Here is a 14,880-nt window from a genome sequence, read left to right as displayed (position 1 = left end):
CACTGATCCGACCCACTGATCCGACCCACTGATCCGACCCACTGATCCGACCCACTGACCCGACCGACGTCCGACCGACCCCCCCGACCGATCCCCAAGGAGCTGTTCCCATGACATCGCAGGAGACCCACGACCGCGTGCTGGCGGCGGTGGACGCCCTCGAGGACGACCTCGTCGCCACCCTCTCCGAGGTCATCTCGATCCCCAGCGTCAACCCGAAGTACCCCGGCCAGGTGTACGACGACGTGGTCGGCCTGGAGGGCCGGGTGTCCCGCCTCGTCGGCGAGATCTACGAGGACGCCGGCGCCGACGTGGAGTACTGGGCGGTCGAGAAGGGCCGGGACAACGCGGTCGGCACCCTCAGGGGCACGGGCGGCGGCCGGTCGCTCATCCTCAACGGCCACGTGGACGTCGTCCCACCGGGCAACCCGGACCGGTGGACCTCCGGCGACCCGTTCTCCGGCAGGGTCGACGGCGACCGGGTCTGGGGCCGCGGCGCCAGCGACATGAAGGCCGGCCTGGTCGCCCAGGCGTTCGCGGTGAAGGCGCTGCAGCGGGCGGGGGTCGCGCTCCGGGGCGACCTGATCGTCGAGGCCGTCGTCGGCGAGGAGGTGATGGACCACGAGTGCGGCGTCACCTCGACGATCGAGCACGGCTACCGGGCCGACGCCGCCGTCGTCGCCGAGCCGAGCGGCCCGACGAACCTCGGCGTCATCCCGGTGACGCCCGGGCTGCTGTGGTTCTCGGTGACCGTGCAGGGCAAGGCGACGCACTCGTCCATGCGCGGGCAGACCATCCGCGCCGGCGGTGGGGGCAGCGCGGTCGGGGTCAACGCGATCGACAAGGGGATGCTCGTCTTCCAGGCCATGCAGCGCCTCGAGGAGGAGTGGGCCTTCACGAAGACGCACCCGCTCTTCGCACCGGGCCACTTCACGATCCACCCGGGCGTCGTCCAAGGCGGGCCGCACGGCGTACTGGTGCCGTTCATCCTGTCGGAGTACATGACCATCGAGTACTGCATCTGGTACCCGCCGCAGGACGTTCCGGAGCACGTCAAGGCCGAGGTCGAGGCGCAGATCCGCGCCATCGCGCAGACCGACGGCTGGCTGCGCGAGCACCCGCCGGTGGTCGAGTGGAAGCTCAACTGGCCCGCCAACGACCCCGGCGAGGCGGCGAGCGCGATCACCGGCGCCGTGGCCGCCGCGCACGAGCGGGTGTCGGGGCAGACGGCGTACCAGGGTCCGCCTCCCGTCGCCGGCTTCTGCGCCGTCGAGGACTGCTCGTTCCTCACCGCGGCGGGCATCCCGGCGATCAGCTACGGCCCGGGCGACCTGCGGGTCGCGCACGCCGACGACGAGTACTGCCTCATCGACGAGGTCCGCCTGGCCACCCGCACCTATGCGGCGCTGGCACTCGACTGGTGCGGCGCCGAGTGACCCGCCCGACCACCGACCACTGAAGAAGGGACCGACCATGATCGACCTCACCGGCAAGAGGGCCGTCGTCACCGGAGGCTCCTCCGGGATCGGCCGGGCCATCTCCACCACGCTCGCCCGGGTGGGCGCGCATGTCGTCGTCGCCGACCTGACCGAGCAGGCCCGCGAGGGCGGCGAGACCACCGCCGCGGTGATCGCGGCCGCGGGCGGCTCGGCCGAGTTCGTGAAGCTCGACGTCACGGCCAGCGCCCATGTGGCGTCCGTGTTCGCCGATCTCGACGAGCGCCTCGGCGGACTGGACATCCTGGTCAACAACGCGGGGGTGCTGCGCGAGGGCAGCGTGCACGAGACCGACGACGAGACCTGGCGGACCCAGTTCCTCGTCAACGTCGACGGCACCTTCCACTGCACCCGTGAGATGGTGCGCGGCCTGCTCGCCCGCGAGAAGCCCGGCAAGATCGTCAACATCAGCTCGATCAGCGGCTTCCGCGGCAATCCGGGCTTCGCGGCGTACTGCGCCACCAAGGGTGCGATCGTGAACTTCACCCGCCAGGTGGCCCTGGACTACGCAGGCAAGGGGATCAACGTCAACGCGGTCGCACCGGGCTTCGTGACGACCCACATGACGGCGCTCTACGACCAGGCCACCCACGACGCCCTCGCCGGGCAGACGCCGCGCGGCCGGTGGGCGAGCCCGCAGGACGTCGCCAACGCGGTGCTCTTCCTGGCCAGCCCGCTCGCCGACCACGTGGTCGGCGACAACCTGCTGGTCGACGGCGGCTGGACGATCGGCACGCCGGTCGAGCTGGACGCCTGAGGCTCAGGTGCGCGCGAGCAGGGGGGTGGACGGGGTGGAGACCGTGAGCGGCACGATCCCCTCGGCCACAGCCTTGCTCGCCGCGGCCACCCGGGTGGCGCAGCCGAGCTTCGCGAGGATGTGCTCGACATGGGTCGCGACCGTGCGCGGGCTGAGCGAGAGCGACAGCCCGATCGCGGGGTTGCCCAACCCGGCCGCGACCAGGGTGAGCACCTGGACCTCCCGCGGCGAGAGCCGGTACGGCGCCGCCGCCTCCCGCAGCGTGACCAGGACGCCGGTCGCCAGGCGCGTGGTGCGGACCTCGTGGCACCGTCCGGACGGCGAGACCCAGGCGAACCGCGCGGGCGGACCCTCGGGGCGCGCCAGCAGCTCGGCGGTCAACGGTGAGTCGTCGGCCAGCCAGCGGTCGCGGCGCAGCCCGGGCAGCGCCACCAGGCGGCGGTCGTGGGTGATCAGGGCCGCCTCGGCGGCGTCCTCGAGCAGGTCGGTCCAGCTGTGGCCCTCCGGCGGCCGCATGGCGTCCATCAGCGGCGCGATCACCCGCTGCAGCGCGATCAGCGTCTCGACGGCGGAGTCACTGATCGGCAGCGGCGAGTCGGAGCTCAGGTGCAGCGCCCCGGTGTAGCGCCCGTCGCGGGTGAACAGGCAGGTGGTCGATCCCTCGGCGAAGCCGCCGGGGATGAACACCTCGTGCGCGCTGAACATGTCACGGTAGTTGGGGATGTCGCACCAGCGCAGCGGCCGCGGGTTGCGGAAGCGCATGGTGAGGAACGCCGGGTCGCCGTTGACGAAGCCGTCGTTGAGGTAGGTCAGCACCGGGTCGGAGTACCCGATCTCGGCGATCGTGAGATGGCGCTCCTCCACCGGGTCGAAGGTCGAGAGCGCCGCCGCCTCGAGCGGTATCGCCTCGCCGATGCGGTGCAGGACGGCCGTGGCCCGGACGGTGGCGGGGGTGGGCTCGACGCAGATGGCAGCCACGTCGGCCACCAGGTCGAGCGGCGAAGGACGGCTGCTCATCGGTTCTCCCTGCTGACGATCGACCCAGCCTACGCGCCCGGCGCCCTCGTCGTACCGGACAGAACCGCTGCGAAATCGGTGATGCCACGACAGTTCTGTCCGGTACGACGGGGGTCAGTCGGCGCGCTCCTGGGTGTCCTCGAGGACGATCCGGCCGATCGTGTCGAAGCGCTCCGGGGCGAAGCGCTTGGCCCACAGGGCGAACCCGATGCCGGCCAGCCCGACCGCGCCGACCACCCACGGGGACAGCTTGAACACGATGTCGCTGGCCGCCGCGCCGGCCGCGAAGCCGGCGTTCTCGACCAGCAGCCAGATGACGTAGACCATCCCGATGCCGCCGACGAGCGGCGCCGCCAGCGTCCGGAACCAGTGCGCGGTCTCCGGATGCCTGCCCTGGACGTGGAAGTAGGCGATGCACGCGAACGCGGCGAGGGCCTGGACGATCATGATCGCGGTCGTCCCCATGATCGCCATGAGGGCGTAGAGCTGGCCGTAGGGATCGCGGTCGGTGACGAAGAACAGCAGCACGATCGCGGTGGCGACGGCGGTCTGCACGAAGCCCGCGACGTACGGCGAGCCGTGCACCGGGTGCGAGGCGCCGAGGGTCCTGCCGAAGCCGGGCACCAGGTCCTCGCGCCCGATCGCGTAGATGTAGCGCGAAGCGCAGTTGTGGAAGGCCATGCCGCAGGCGTACGAGCCGCTCATCAGCAGGAACTCGAAGAGCACCACGGCCCAGTGGCCGAGGTGCTGCTCGACCGGGCCGAAGAAGATCTGGCCGGCGGTGCCGCTGTCCTGGGCGAGCGCGACGGCGTTGTCCGGGCCGGTGCCGACGATGGCCGACCACGACACGATGACGTAGAAGATGCCGATGCCCAACACGGAGAGCATCGTCGCGAGGGGGATGATCCGCTTCGGGTTGCGCGACTCCTCGCCGTACATCGCGGTCGACTCGAAGCCGACCCACGACCAGAACGCGAAGAAGAGGCCGATCCCGGCGGAGCCGGCCACAACCAGCGTGGCGCCGGTGTCGGGATGGGTGACGCTGCCGTCGAGGCCCTGGAAGGCGTTGAGCGGGTTGAGCGAGCCCAGCGACCAGCCGTCGGGTCCTCCGCCGCTGGCGAGGATGGAGACCGTCATCGCGCCGAGCATGACGATCTCGGCGACGAGGAAGACGCCGAGGACCACCGCGGTCAGGTTGATGTCGAAGTAGGTCAGCGCCGTGTTCACGCCCAGCATCAGCAGGGCGTACCAGATCCAGGAGATGTCCAGGCCGGTGTGCGTGGCGAAGAAGCTCGCCGCGAAGAACGAGAAGATGCCGACCAGGGCGGCCTCGAACACGACGTACGCGAGGGTGGTCAGGGCCCCGGCGCCCATCCCGACCACGCGGCCCAGGCCGTGGGAGATGAAGCCGTAGAAGGCTCCGGTCGACGTGATGTGCTTGGCCATCGCGGAGTAGCCCAGCGCGAACAGGCCGAGCACGATCGTGGCGACGAGATAGCCGGCGGGGGCGTTCGCCCCGCTGCCGAAGCCGATCGCGATCGGCACGTTGCCGACCATCGCGGTGATCGGCGCGGCGGTCGCGACCGCCATGAACATGACGCCCACCAGGCCGACGGCGTTCGGCTTGAGGCGTTGGACCTTCGCGTCGGTCTCGGGTACGGCGCGCGTCTCCTCTGCAGACATGCGGACTCTCTCTCCCGTGCCCGCGCGGGGCACGTCCGGGTTGTGTCCTGGCTCACACCAGGCCCCGGCATGCTGGCACTGCCGAACAGACCAAATCAAGGTTTTGGGTCAGACAATTTTCTTCGATTTCGACCATTGACTTTTTCGGTCTGACCAAACAGGATCCTGACCACAAGGCTTCCGGTGCCCGCACGGGGCGGCCACCGACACGTAGGGATGGCGATGCACGACGACGACGCGTTCAGCTTCGACTCGAAGGCAGAGATGCTCGAGAAGTCGGCGCACTACTGGAACCCCGACAAGACGAAGTTCTGGTCGGACAGCGGGGTCGACCTGGTGATCGACCGGCGCGAGGGCTACCTGCTCTGGGACATGGACGGCCGCCGCCTCATCGACGTCCACCTCAACGGAGGCACCTACAACCTCGGCCACCGCAATCCCGAGGTCGTCGCCGCGGTGAAGCAGGCGATGGACCGCTTCGACGTGGGCAACCACCACTTCCCCTCGCTCGGCCGCACCGCCCTCGCCGAGGCGCTCGTGGAGTCGGCGCCCGCCGGCCTGACGAAGGTCGCGTACGCCTCCGGCGGCGGCGAGGCGATCGACATCGCCCTCAAGAGCGCACGGCACGCCATGCAGAAGCGCAAGATCGTCTCGATCGTGAAGGCCTACCACGGGCACACCGGCCTGGCCGTGGCCACCGGCGACGACCGCTTCGCCAAGCTCTTCCTCGCCGACCGGCCCGAGGAGTTCCCCCAGGTGCCGTTCAACGACCTCGACGCGATGGAGCAGGCGCTCCGCGGTCGCGACGTGGCGGCGGTGATCATGGAGACGATCCCGGCGACCTACGGCTTCCCCCTCCCCCAGCCCGGCTACCTCGAGGCGGTCAAGGCGCTGTGCGAGAAGTACGACGCGCTCTACATCGCCGACGAGGTGCAGACCGGCCTGATGCGCACGGGCGAGCTGTGGGGCATCACCAAGCACGGCATCGAGCCCGACATCCTGGTCAGCGGCAAGGGCCTGTCCGGCGGCATCTACCCGATCGCCGCGGTGCTGCTCAGCGAACGGGCCGGCGCCTGGCTGCGCGAGGACGGCTTCGGTCACATCTCGACCTTCGGCGGCGCCGAGCTCGGCTGCGTGGCGGCGCTGAAGACGCTCGAGGTCACGCGGCGCCCCGAGGTCCGCTCGATGGTCCACTACATCGCCGACCGCGTCGGTGCCGGCCTGCGGCAGGTCCAGGCGCAGTACCCCGACTGGTTCGTCGGGATCCGCCAGAACGGTGTCGTGCTCGGCCTGGAGTTCGCCCATCCCGAAGGCGCGAAGTACGTCATGCGCCAGCTCTACGAGCTCGGCGTCTGGGCGATCTTCTCCACCCTCGACCCCCGGGTCCTGCAGTACAAGCCCGGGATCTTGATGACGCCCGACCTGGTCGAGGAGCTCCTCGACCGCACCGCGCTCGCCATCGGCCGCGCGGCCGCCGATCCCGCTCTGTCGCGCCGGAGGGCCAGCTGATGTCCGACCAGCCCCAGCAGACCGTCACCGCCCCCGGCGCGGCCGGCCACATGCTCGAGCGCGCCCGCTGGGCGGCACGCGCCTTCGCGTCGTACTCCGCGAGCGACGTGGACCGGATCGTCCGCGCCGTCGCCGACGCCGCCCACGCCCACGCCGAGAAGTACGCCGAGTGGGCCGTGCGCGAGACGGGCTTCGGCGTCGTCGAGCACAAGGTCCGCAAGAACCGGGCCTGCTCCCGCGGCATCCTCGACGCCTACGCCGGCGACGACTTCGTGACGCCGCGGATCCGGCTCGACGACAAGATCGTCGAGGTGCCGCGCCCGGCCGGCGTGGTCCTCGCCCTGACCCCGTCGACCAACCCGGTCGCCACCGTCTTCTTCAAGGTCCTCCTGTCCCTGATGACCCGCAACGCGGTGGTCGTCAGTCCCCACCCGATGGCCAAGGACTGCTGCCACGACGCGGCGCAGCTGCTCGCCCGGGCGGCGGTCGAGGCGGGTGCGCCCGACGGCATCGTGCAGAGCATCGCCGAGCCGACCATCCCGCTGGTCGAGGCCCTCATGGGCGACGCCCGCACCAACGTCATCCTCGCCACCGGCGGGACCGGCGTGGTCCGGGCCGCCTACGGCTCGGGCAACCCCGCCATCGGCGTCGGCCCCGGCAACGTCCCGGTGCTCGTCGACGCGACCGCCGACGTCCGGGCCGCCGCCCAGCGCCTGGTGGAGAGCAAGGCCTTCGACAACTCGGTGCTGTGCACCAACGAGTCCGTGCTCATCGTCGAGGAGGCGGTCGCCGACCGGCTCGCGCGCGAGCTGGAGCGGGCCGGCGCGGCGCTGCTGGGCGCCGACGACAGCCAGCGGCTGCGCGATTACATGTTCCCCTACGGCCGGCTCAACGTCGACGTCGTCGGCAAGGACGCGGCATGGATCGCCCAGCAGGCCGGGATCCGGGTCGGGCCGCGCACGAAGGTGCTCGTCGCGCCGTTCGAGGTGGCCGTGCCGGAGGAGCCGCTCACCCACGAGAAGCTCTCGCCGGTGCTCGGCATGATCCGGGTCCCCGACGCGACGGCGGGCATCGCCACCGCCCGGGCGGTCGTCCGGATCGCCGGGGCCGGGCACAGCGCGGCGATCCACTCCGCCGATCCCGGCACCGTCATGAGGTACGCCGCCGAGGTGCCGGTGCTGCGCGTGTCGGTCAACGTCGGCAACAGCACCGGCAGCTCGGGACTCGACACCCACCTGGCCCCGACCATGACGATCGGCACCGGCTTCGTCGGCCGCAGCGCGCTCGGCGAGAACCTCCAGCCGAAGCACCTCGTGGACTGGACCCGGATCGCCTACAACAGCGACCCCGCCGAGGCGATGCCGGCCTACGCCGGGCTGGACCCGTCGACCGACCACCGCACCCCCGTCCCGGCGTACCCCCGGCCGTCGAACGACGAGCACGCGCCCCGGCCGCACGTGCCCGCGCACGTCGACGCGCTCGTCGACCGGATCGGCGCCCGCGCCGGCTCCGGCGCGGCAGGCGCCGACGACGCCGCCTTCCGTGAGCAGGTACGACGCCTCGTCGTCGAAGAGCTCTCCCACCTCATCAAGGGCTGACCATGGCTGAACTGCGCTCCTTCATCTTCATCGACCGGCTCCAGCCGCAGACCATGTGCTACCTCGGCACCTGGATCAAGGGCACGCTCCCCCGTGCCCACATGGCGGCCCAGATCATCGAGGTCGCACCCGGCATCGACATCGAGCCGATCACCGACGTCGCGCTCAAGCACGCGGAGGTCGCCGCCGGCGTCCTCGTGGTCGAGCGGCAGTTCGGCTACCTGGAGTTCCACGGCGAGACCGGCTCCGTCAAGGCCGCCGCCGAGGGCGTCCTCGACGCCCTCGGCGCCGACGCCTCCAGCGCGGTGCGGCCGCAGATCCTGGCCAGCAAGATCATCAGCTCGGTCGACCACCAGCACGCCTTCCTCATCAACCGCAACAAGATCGGCTCGATGGTCCTGCCGGGCGAGTCGATGTACGTGCTCGAGGTGCAGCCCGCGTCGTACGCGATCGTGGCGACCAACGAGGCCGAGAAGGCCGCCGACATCAAGGTCGTCGACTACCGGATGATCGGTGCCACCGGCCGGGTCTACCTGTCCGGCAAGGAGGCCGACGTGCGCCAGGCGGCGGAGGCGGCCGAGGACGCCCTGCGAGGGCTCACGTGACCACCTCCCCCGACCTGCGGGCGCTGATCGCCGACGTCGTCCGCGAGGTCGTCGCCGACCTCGCCGGACCGGCGCCGGCGGCCGCGGCGCCCGCGCCCCCGGTCGCCGCGGCGCCGGTCCCTCCGGCCGCTGGCGTGGCGGGCGCCGAGCACGTGACGCCCCCGCAGCCGCGCGAGCGGGTCGAGGCGGTGCGGATCGGCGACGACGCCGACCTCGACCGGTTCGCCCGGCAGCTGCTGGCGCTGTTCGAGAACCCCAAGAACCGGCAGGACCTGCGCGCCGGCCGGCTGCGGTTCCGCCTGGAGGGCGCCGCCGCGGGCGTCGTACCGGAGGCCCGGCCGACGCAGCGGATCGACACCGGCGCCGTCACCGAGCGCCAGGTCAAGGCGGCCGCCGAGGCGGGGCGCCGCCTCGTCCTCGGCCGCCGGGCCGTGCTGACTCCCCTGGCGCGCGAGAGGGCTCGCGCGCTGGGGGTCCCCATCGAGAAGGAGCGCTGATGCTGAGAGCAGTCGTGACCGGGAACGTCTGGTCCACCAAGAGGATCGACGGCCTGCCCAACGGCGCCTTCCTGGAGGTCGAGGTCCCCGACGGCCGGGGCGGCGGGAGCAGGCTCGTCGCCTTCGACGTCCTGGGCAGCGGGATCGGCGAGCAGGTCCTGGTCGCCCAGGGCTCCGTCGCGGCCGCCTGGTTCCCCGGCACTCCCCCGCCCGTCGACGCGCTGATCATCGGCTCGGTCGACACCCCGCCGGGCCAGGAACCGTCCTAGCCCCCACCCAGATGTCGGGCGCCACCGGCCCCGTCAACCACCCGTCAACCACCCACCAGCCCCCACGCATCACCAGCACACCCACCGCACAACCAAGGAGCAGCACATGTCCAGCACCGCCATCGGCATGATCGAGACCAAGGGCTTCGTCGCCGCGCTCGCCGCCGCGGACGCCATGGTCAAGGCCGCGAACGTCACCATCACCGACCGCCAGGAGGTCGGCGACGGGCTCGTCGCCGTCGTCATCAGCGGCGAGGTCGGCGCGGTCAAGGCCGCCACCGAGGCCGGCGCGGAGACCGCCTCTCAGGTCGGGGAGCTCGTCAGCGTGCACGTCATCCCCCGCCCGCACGCCGAGATCGGCAACCACTTCGACGTCAGCGCGAAGTAGCCCGCCCCGGCCCGGAACCCCAGCAGAGCCCGAACCCCGAGAAGAGGAGGTCCGATGACCGCCACCCACGCCCGCACGGAGCTGCGGGTCAACCTGATGGTCGAGGACCTGCAGCCGCAGTTCGCCGCCTACCTGGGCACGCCCACCCGGGCCCGCGGCTACCCGCCGTACGCCGGGGACCACGCGCTGATCATCGAGGTCGCCCCCGCGCTCGCCATCGAGCGCGTGATCGACCTGGCGCTGCGCGCGGTGCCGTCGGTCGAGCCCGGGATCCTCTTCGTGGAGCGCCAGTTCGGCGTGCTGGAGCTGCACGCCTCGTCGCTGGCCGACGTCACCGCCGCCGGCCAGGCGGTGCTCGACGGCACCGGCAGCTCGGCCAGCGACCAGCTCCGCCCGCGGGTGCTCTATCACGACATCATCGAGCACATCACCGACCAGCACGCGGTGATCCTCAACCGCAACCGATCGGGGTCGATGGTGATGCCGGGACAGTCACTGCTCGTCTACGAGATGACGCCCGCCCTGTTCGCGGCCGTGGCCGCCAACGAGGCCGAGCGCGCGGCACCCGGCATCACGATGGTCGACGTCCAGTTCATCGGGGCGGCCGGGCGGCTCTACCTGAGCGGCACGACCGAGGACGTCGAGGTGGCTCGTGACCGGATCACCAAGGTCCTGGAGTCGATCGAGGGACGGGAGCACTGATGGACACCGTCGCCGCGGCCGTCGACACCCGGGTCGCCGAGTTGGCCCTGCCGTCGTACGGCTTCAGCCCGGCGCGCACCCTGCGGATGATCAACCTGTCCGAGAACGCCACCTTCCTGGTCGAGGAGCCGGACACCGGGCGCACCGCCATCCTGCGCGTGCACCGGGTCGGCTACCACTCCCGCGGCGACATCGAGAGCGAGCTCGCCTGGCTGGCCGCCCTGCGCGCCGAGTCCGGCGTGGCGACCTCCGCGGAGATCCCCAACGTGCGCGGCGAGCGGGTCACCACCGTCGTCGCCGACGGCGAGGAGCGGCACTGCGTCCTCTTCGAGCTCGTGCCCGGCATCGAGCCCGACGACGTCGCGCTCGGCACCTCGGACTTCGAGACCCTCGGCGCGATCACGGCACGGATGCACGAGCACGCCCGGTCCTGGACCCCGCCGCCCGGCTTCCACCGGTTCCGGTGGGACTGGGAGCACTCGCTCGGCGACCGGCCCCGATGGGGCCGCTGGCAGGACGGCTTCGGCGTCGGGCCCGCCGAGGAGGAGGCGCTCGGCGCCGCCGCCGCGATCGTGCGGGAGCGGCTCGCGTCGTACGGCACGGGGGCCGACCGGTTCGGCCTGGTCCATGCCGACCTGCGCCTCGCCAACCTGCTCGTCGAGGGCGACCAGGTGACCGTCATCGACTTCGACGACTGCGGCATGTCGTGGTTCATGTACGACTTCGGCACCGCCGTCTCCTTCATCGAGCACGACCCGCGGCTGCCGCAGTGGCAGGACGCCTGGCTGCGCGGCTATCGCACGGTCTCCGACCTCGCCCCCGAGCACGAGGCGATGCTGCCGACCTTCGTCATGATGCGCCGCCTGCTGCTCGTGGCCTGGATGGGCTCGCACGCCCACTCCCGCGAGTGCCAGGAGCTCGGTCCCGGCTACACGGCCGGCTCCGTCGAGCTCGCCCATCGCTACGTGGCGTCCGGCGGCGCCACGCTCGCCTGACCCATCGTCGAATCGGAGGACCCATGTTCACCTCACTCGCTGGACGCTCCGTCGTCGTCACCGGCGGCAGCAAGGGCATCGGCCGCGGCATCGCGACGGTCTTCGCGCGAGCCGGCGCCCGGGTACTCGTCACCGGACGGGACGAGGCGGCGCTGCAGGCCGCATGCGCGGAGATCGGCGGCGCGACGTCGTACGCCGTGACGGACGTGAGCTCGCGCGAGGACTGCGACCGGATGGCCGCGACCGCGATCGAGCGGCACGGCGGGATCGACGTCCTGTGCGCCAACGCGGGCATCTTCCCCGCGGCCCGGCTCGACGCGATGACGGCGGCCGACCTGCACACGGTGATGGCGACCAACCTCGACGGCACCGTGTTCGCCGTCCAGGCCTGCCTGGAGGCGCTCACCGCGAGCGGCCGCGGCCGGATCGTGGTGACCTCCTCGATCACCGGACCGCACACCGGCTACCCGGGCTGGTCCCACTACGGCGCCAGCAAGGCGGCCCAGCTGGGCTTCGTGCGCACGGCGGCGCTGGAGCTCGCTCCGCGCGGGATCACCATCAACGCGGTGCTCCCGGGCAATGTCGCGACCGAGGGCCTCGACGGGCTCGGCGAGGACTACCTGGCCGCGATGGCCGCCAGCGTGCCGCAGAAGCGGCTCGGCAGCGTCGCGGACATCGGCAACGCGGCGCTGTTCTTCGCCACCGAGGAGGCCGGCTACGTCACCGGGCAGAGCCTCGTCGTCGACGGCGGCCAGGTCCTCCCCGAGTCGCTCCAGGCGCTCGAGGAGATCTGAGAACGCGTCCTGAGCCCGGTCGGGTACCGTTTCACCCACCTGGTCAGACCAATCGGGCGGTCACGCCGGGACCCGCCGGAGGAGGAGCGAGGCATGGCCAACGAGCACGCCGTCGCGGAGACCCTGCGGCGCCGCATGCTGACCGACATCGGTGCGGGCACCCTCCCCCCGGGCGCCCGGCTGGGCAGCGAGCGCGAGCTCTCCGAGCACTACGGCGTCAGCCGGGCCACGCTGCGGCAGGTGCTCGCGGCGCTCGAGGAGGCGGGGCTGGTCCGTCGCGTCGCGGGCCGCGGCGGCGGCACCTTCATCAACCACGCGAAGGTCGAGCACGACCTGACCAAGGTCGTCGGCGTCCCCGCCTATCTCGCCCGGCAGGGCTACTCCGCCGGCACCCGCGTCGTCGCCACCAAGATGGGCGTCGCCGACGCGGCCACCCGCCGCGCCCTCCAGCTCGGCGAGGGCGACCTCGTCGTCGACGTACGCCGGCTGCGGCTGGCCGACGGGACGCCGTTCTCGCTCGACCACGCCCGCCTGCCCGCCGACCGCTTCCCCGGCCTGCTCGAGCAGTCGCTGGGCGGGTCGATCTACGAGCTCATCGAGCACGACTACGGCGTCGTCATCGCCGACGCCGAGGAGGTCGTCGAGGTCGTCCACGCGACCGACGAGGAGGCGGCGCTGCTCGCCGTCGCCGTCGGCGACCCGCTGGTGTCGATCACCCGGACGACGTACGACACGACCGGGACGCCGTTCGAGTTCTCCCACGACCTGTTCCGCTCCGACCGCGTGCGGATCACCATGCGCACGCCGGGCCGCGGCCTGCGCGGCGTGCCCGGCGGGGACACCCCCCACTTCGCGACCATCTCGTCGGTTCCGGCCAGCTGACCCGGCCCGGCCGCGCAGGGGGCCGGGAGACGCGGACCGCCCCGGAGACGCAGAGAGCCCGGGCGCCGCGTGGATCCACGCGGCGCCCGGGCCGTTGCGTTCGGTGCTCAGATGGAGATGAGGACCTCGGCGACCGAGCCGGTCTGTGCCTGCACGACGCGGTCGACCGGGTCGGCCTTCGGCGCCAGGGTGCGCAGCGTCCACTGGCCGTCGCCGGCGAAGAACCGGAAGTGGCCGGTCGCGGAGGTCGGGACCTCCGCGGTGAACTCGCCGGTCTGGTCGAGCAGCCGGACGTAGGCGCTCGCCACGGGCGCCGCGTCCTCACCGCTGCCGCGCACGACCTGACCCTGGATCACGGCCTCCTTGGCGACGTTGACGCCGTCGAGCGACAGCCCGCCGACCTTCGCCCCGCACATCAGGCGTCACCGGGCTCGTCGCCGAGCGCGATCGGCACGCCCACGAGCGAGCCGTACTCGGTCCACGAGCCGTCGTAGTTCTTGACGTTCTTCTTGCCGAGCAGCTCCTGCAGCACGAACCAGGTCAGCGAGGAGCGCTCGCCGATCCGGCACAGGGCGATGGTGTCCTTGTCCTCGTCGAAGCCCACCTCGGCGTACAGCGCCTGCAGGTCGGCGTCGGACTTGAAGGTGCCGTCGTCGTTGGCGTTCTTGCTCCACGGGACGTTGACCGAGGTCGGGATGTGGCCCGCGCGCTGCGACTGCTCCTGCGGGAGGTGGGCCGGAGCGAGGAGGCGGCCGGCGTACTCGTCGGGGCTGCGCACGTCGACGAGGTTCTGGTTGCCGATCGCGGCGACGACGTCGTCACGGAAGGCGCGGATGGAGCGGTCCTGCTCCTGGGCGACGTAGGTGGTCGCGGCGCGCTGCGGCAGCTCGTCGGTCAGCTCGCGGCTGTCGAGCTCCCACTTCTTGCGGCCGCCGTCCATGAGCTTGACGTCCTGGTGGCCGTAGAGCTTGAAGTACCAGTAGGCGTAGGCCGCGAACCAGTTGTTGTTGCCGCCGTAGAGGATGACGGTGTCGTCGTTGGCGACGCCGCGCGAGGACAGCAGAGCCTCGAACTGCTCCTTGTTGACGAAGTCGCGGCGGACCTGGTCCTGGAGGTCGGTGGTCCAGTCGAGCTTGATGGCGCCCTTGATGTGACCCTTGTCGTAGGCCGTGGTGTCCTCGTCGACCTCGATGATGACGACCTTGTCGGCGCCGAGGTTGTCCTCGACCCACTGGGTGGAGACGAGCGAATTCTCGCGGCTCATGATGATTCCTATCGGTGGTTGCGATGATGCGGTACGACGGACGGTGCTGCAGCGCGAGCTCGAGACGAGCAACACGTCGGACGCACAGGACGACGCCTGGGCGCACGACAGCGCCGCGGGACGACGGGTGAGACGGCAGAGAGGCCGAGAGCTCAAGGACCCGTCAGCAGGGTCGACACAGCGCCGAGCTGACGCGGCAGTTGTCCACCGCGCGCCGCTTGGTCAGCAGCAGGGTCGTCGACATGAGGAAGAGCGTAGGCGGCTTTCCCGGATCCACGAACTCGGCGTTCTACATCTTGAGATCCATATCCAGATAATGAGACGCCGCCACTGTAACTACCTGTTCGCGCCCCTACCTGATCGGTCGACAGGTCAGGTACCAGCACGAACAGGTAGTTACACGTGACCGCCGTACGACGGGACC

At 71.4% G+C, this 14,880-nt stretch carries 17 protein-coding genes; 12 read left to right on the top strand and 5 right to left on the bottom strand.

Annotated elements, in window-relative coordinates; genetic code table 11:
* Window positions 1-110 precede the first annotated feature (110 nt).
* The gene (locus tag ACPZVR_RS02585) at window positions 111-1,436 is read left to right on the top strand and encodes an ArgE/DapE family deacylase (protein ID WP_436697997.1); all 1,326 of its coding nucleotides are present in this window, start codon (window positions 111-113) and stop codon (window positions 1,434-1,436) included.
* 37 nt (window positions 1,437-1,473) lie between these two features.
* Entirely contained in the window at window positions 1,474-2,253 is a 780-nt protein-coding gene (locus ACPZVR_RS02580) for an SDR family NAD(P)-dependent oxidoreductase (protein ID WP_436697996.1), read from the top strand.
* Window positions 2,254-2,256: 3 nt separating this feature from the next.
* Here the strand turns inward: ACPZVR_RS02580 and ACPZVR_RS02575 are convergent, their stop codons facing one another.
* Entirely contained in the window at window positions 2,257-3,270 is a 1,014-nt protein-coding gene (locus ACPZVR_RS02575; protein WP_436697995.1) for a response regulator transcription factor, read from the bottom strand.
* Window positions 3,271-3,384: 114 nt separating this feature from the next.
* Complete coding sequence (locus ACPZVR_RS02570; protein WP_436697994.1) at window positions 3,385-4,953, bottom strand: APC family permease; 1,569 nt, start codon at window positions 4,951-4,953, stop codon at window positions 3,385-3,387.
* A 222-nt stretch (window positions 4,954-5,175) separates the two neighbouring features.
* Between ACPZVR_RS02570 and ACPZVR_RS02565 the strand changes: the two genes are divergently transcribed.
* The 10 genes from ACPZVR_RS02565 (at window position 5,176) to ACPZVR_RS02520 (ending at window position 13,192) form a co-directional block, all read left to right on the top strand.
* Window positions 5,176-6,462: a class-III pyridoxal-phosphate-dependent aminotransferase gene (locus tag ACPZVR_RS02565; RefSeq protein WP_436697993.1), complete on the top strand. Its 1,287-nt coding sequence runs from the start codon at window positions 5,176-5,178 to the stop codon at window positions 6,460-6,462.
* Complete coding sequence (locus ACPZVR_RS02560; protein WP_436697992.1) at window positions 6,462-8,060, top strand: aldehyde dehydrogenase family protein; 1,599 nt, start codon at window positions 6,462-6,464, stop codon at window positions 8,058-8,060. The genes ACPZVR_RS02565 and ACPZVR_RS02560 overlap by 1 nt, the downstream gene beginning before the upstream one ends.
* 2 nt (window positions 8,061-8,062) lie before the next feature.
* Entirely contained in the window at window positions 8,063-8,665 is a 603-nt protein-coding gene (locus tag ACPZVR_RS02555; protein ID WP_436697991.1) for a BMC domain-containing protein, read from the top strand.
* Window positions 8,662-9,162, top strand: coding sequence for a hypothetical protein (locus tag ACPZVR_RS02550; RefSeq protein ID WP_436697990.1), 501 nt, complete (start codon window positions 8,662-8,664; stop codon window positions 9,160-9,162). The genes ACPZVR_RS02555 and ACPZVR_RS02550 overlap by 4 nt, the downstream gene beginning before the upstream one ends.
* A complete protein-coding gene (locus tag ACPZVR_RS02545) occupies window positions 9,162-9,431 on the top strand; it encodes a EutN/CcmL family microcompartment protein (protein WP_436697989.1) in 270 nt (89 codons plus the stop codon). The genes ACPZVR_RS02550 and ACPZVR_RS02545 overlap by 1 nt, the downstream gene beginning before the upstream one ends.
* Window positions 9,432-9,537: 106 nt before the next feature.
* Window positions 9,538-9,819, top strand: a complete 282-nt coding sequence (locus ACPZVR_RS02540; RefSeq protein ID WP_038681564.1) for a BMC domain-containing protein — start codon at window positions 9,538-9,540, stop codon at window positions 9,817-9,819.
* A gap of 54 nt (window positions 9,820-9,873) precedes the next feature.
* Entirely contained in the window at window positions 9,874-10,521 is a 648-nt protein-coding gene (locus ACPZVR_RS02535) for a hypothetical protein (protein WP_436697988.1), read from the top strand.
* Window positions 10,521-11,516 (top strand): phosphotransferase enzyme family protein, encoded by a 996-nt coding sequence (locus tag ACPZVR_RS02530; protein WP_436697987.1) that lies wholly within the window; start codon window positions 10,521-10,523, stop codon window positions 11,514-11,516. The genes ACPZVR_RS02535 and ACPZVR_RS02530 overlap by 1 nt, the downstream gene beginning before the upstream one ends.
* Window positions 11,517-11,539: 23 nt before the next feature.
* Window positions 11,540-12,310, top strand: coding sequence for a 3-oxoacyl-ACP reductase FabG (gene fabG, locus ACPZVR_RS02525; RefSeq protein ID WP_436697986.1), 771 nt, complete (start codon window positions 11,540-11,542; stop codon window positions 12,308-12,310).
* A 93-nt stretch (window positions 12,311-12,403) separates the two neighbouring features.
* Window positions 12,404-13,192, top strand: a complete 789-nt coding sequence (locus ACPZVR_RS02520) for a GntR family transcriptional regulator (RefSeq protein WP_282402960.1) — start codon at window positions 12,404-12,406, stop codon at window positions 13,190-13,192.
* A gap of 107 nt (window positions 13,193-13,299) precedes the next feature.
* Here the strand turns inward: ACPZVR_RS02520 and ACPZVR_RS02515 are convergent, their stop codons facing one another.
* From ACPZVR_RS02515 to ACPZVR_RS02505, 3 genes are all read right to left on the bottom strand, one after another.
* Window positions 13,300-13,608, bottom strand: a complete 309-nt coding sequence (locus ACPZVR_RS02515) for a DUF1416 domain-containing protein (RefSeq protein WP_308087105.1) — start codon at window positions 13,606-13,608, stop codon at window positions 13,300-13,302.
* Window positions 13,608-14,456: a sulfurtransferase gene (locus ACPZVR_RS02510; protein WP_436697985.1), complete on the bottom strand. Its 849-nt coding sequence runs from the start codon at window positions 14,454-14,456 to the stop codon at window positions 13,608-13,610. Before ACPZVR_RS02510 ends, ACPZVR_RS02515 begins: the two co-directional genes overlap by 1 nt.
* Window positions 14,457-14,619: 163 nt before the next feature.
* Window positions 14,620-14,700, bottom strand: coding sequence for a putative leader peptide (locus ACPZVR_RS02505; protein WP_372449664.1), 81 nt, complete (start codon window positions 14,698-14,700; stop codon window positions 14,620-14,622).
* Between the last annotated feature and the right edge of the window lie 180 nt (window positions 14,701-14,880).

It is taken from the genome of Nocardioides segetis (assembly GCF_051390595.1).
In the GTDB taxonomy this organism is placed as follows: Bacteria; Actinomycetota; Actinomycetes; order Propionibacteriales; family Nocardioidaceae; genus Nocardioides.
The sequence above is the reverse complement of the archived record's forward strand: the minus strand, read 5'-3'. Positions and strand labels throughout refer to the sequence as shown.

Bases quoted from the DNA above. Each gene is read 5' to 3' on its own strand.
- ACPZVR_RS02585 (WP_436697997.1), top strand. From the start codon at position 111: ATGACATCGCAGGAGACCCACGACCGCGTGCTGGCGGCGGTGGACGCC.
- ACPZVR_RS02580 (WP_436697996.1), top strand. From the start codon at position 1,474: ATGATCGACCTCACCGGCAAGAGGGCCGTCGTCACCGGAGGCTCCTCC.
- ACPZVR_RS02575 (WP_436697995.1), bottom strand. From the start codon at position 3,270: ATGAGCAGCCGTCCTTCGCCGCTCGACCTGGTGGCCGACGTGGCTGCC.
- ACPZVR_RS02570 (WP_436697994.1), bottom strand. From the start codon at position 4,953: ATGTCTGCAGAGGAGACGCGCGCCGTACCCGAGACCGACGCGAAGGTC.
- ACPZVR_RS02565 (WP_436697993.1), top strand. From the start codon at position 5,176: ATGCACGACGACGACGCGTTCAGCTTCGACTCGAAGGCAGAGATGCTC.
- ACPZVR_RS02560 (WP_436697992.1), top strand. From the start codon at position 6,462: ATGTCCGACCAGCCCCAGCAGACCGTCACCGCCCCCGGCGCGGCCGGC.
- ACPZVR_RS02555 (WP_436697991.1), top strand. From the start codon at position 8,063: ATGGCTGAACTGCGCTCCTTCATCTTCATCGACCGGCTCCAGCCGCAG.
- ACPZVR_RS02545 (WP_436697989.1), top strand. From the start codon at position 9,162: ATGCTGAGAGCAGTCGTGACCGGGAACGTCTGGTCCACCAAGAGGATC.
- ACPZVR_RS02540 (WP_038681564.1), top strand. From the start codon at position 9,538: ATGTCCAGCACCGCCATCGGCATGATCGAGACCAAGGGCTTCGTCGCC.
- ACPZVR_RS02535 (WP_436697988.1), top strand. From the start codon at position 9,874: ATGACCGCCACCCACGCCCGCACGGAGCTGCGGGTCAACCTGATGGTC.
- ACPZVR_RS02530 (WP_436697987.1), top strand. From the start codon at position 10,521: ATGGACACCGTCGCCGCGGCCGTCGACACCCGGGTCGCCGAGTTGGCC.
- fabG (WP_436697986.1), top strand. From the start codon at position 11,540: ATGTTCACCTCACTCGCTGGACGCTCCGTCGTCGTCACCGGCGGCAGC.
- ACPZVR_RS02520 (WP_282402960.1), top strand. From the start codon at position 12,404: ATGGCCAACGAGCACGCCGTCGCGGAGACCCTGCGGCGCCGCATGCTG.
- ACPZVR_RS02515 (WP_308087105.1), bottom strand. From the start codon at position 13,608: ATGTGCGGGGCGAAGGTCGGCGGGCTGTCGCTCGACGGCGTCAACGTC.
- ACPZVR_RS02510 (WP_436697985.1), bottom strand. From the start codon at position 14,456: ATGAGCCGCGAGAATTCGCTCGTCTCCACCCAGTGGGTCGAGGACAAC.
- ACPZVR_RS02505 (WP_372449664.1), bottom strand. From the start codon at position 14,700: ATGTCGACGACCCTGCTGCTGACCAAGCGGCGCGCGGTGGACAACTGC.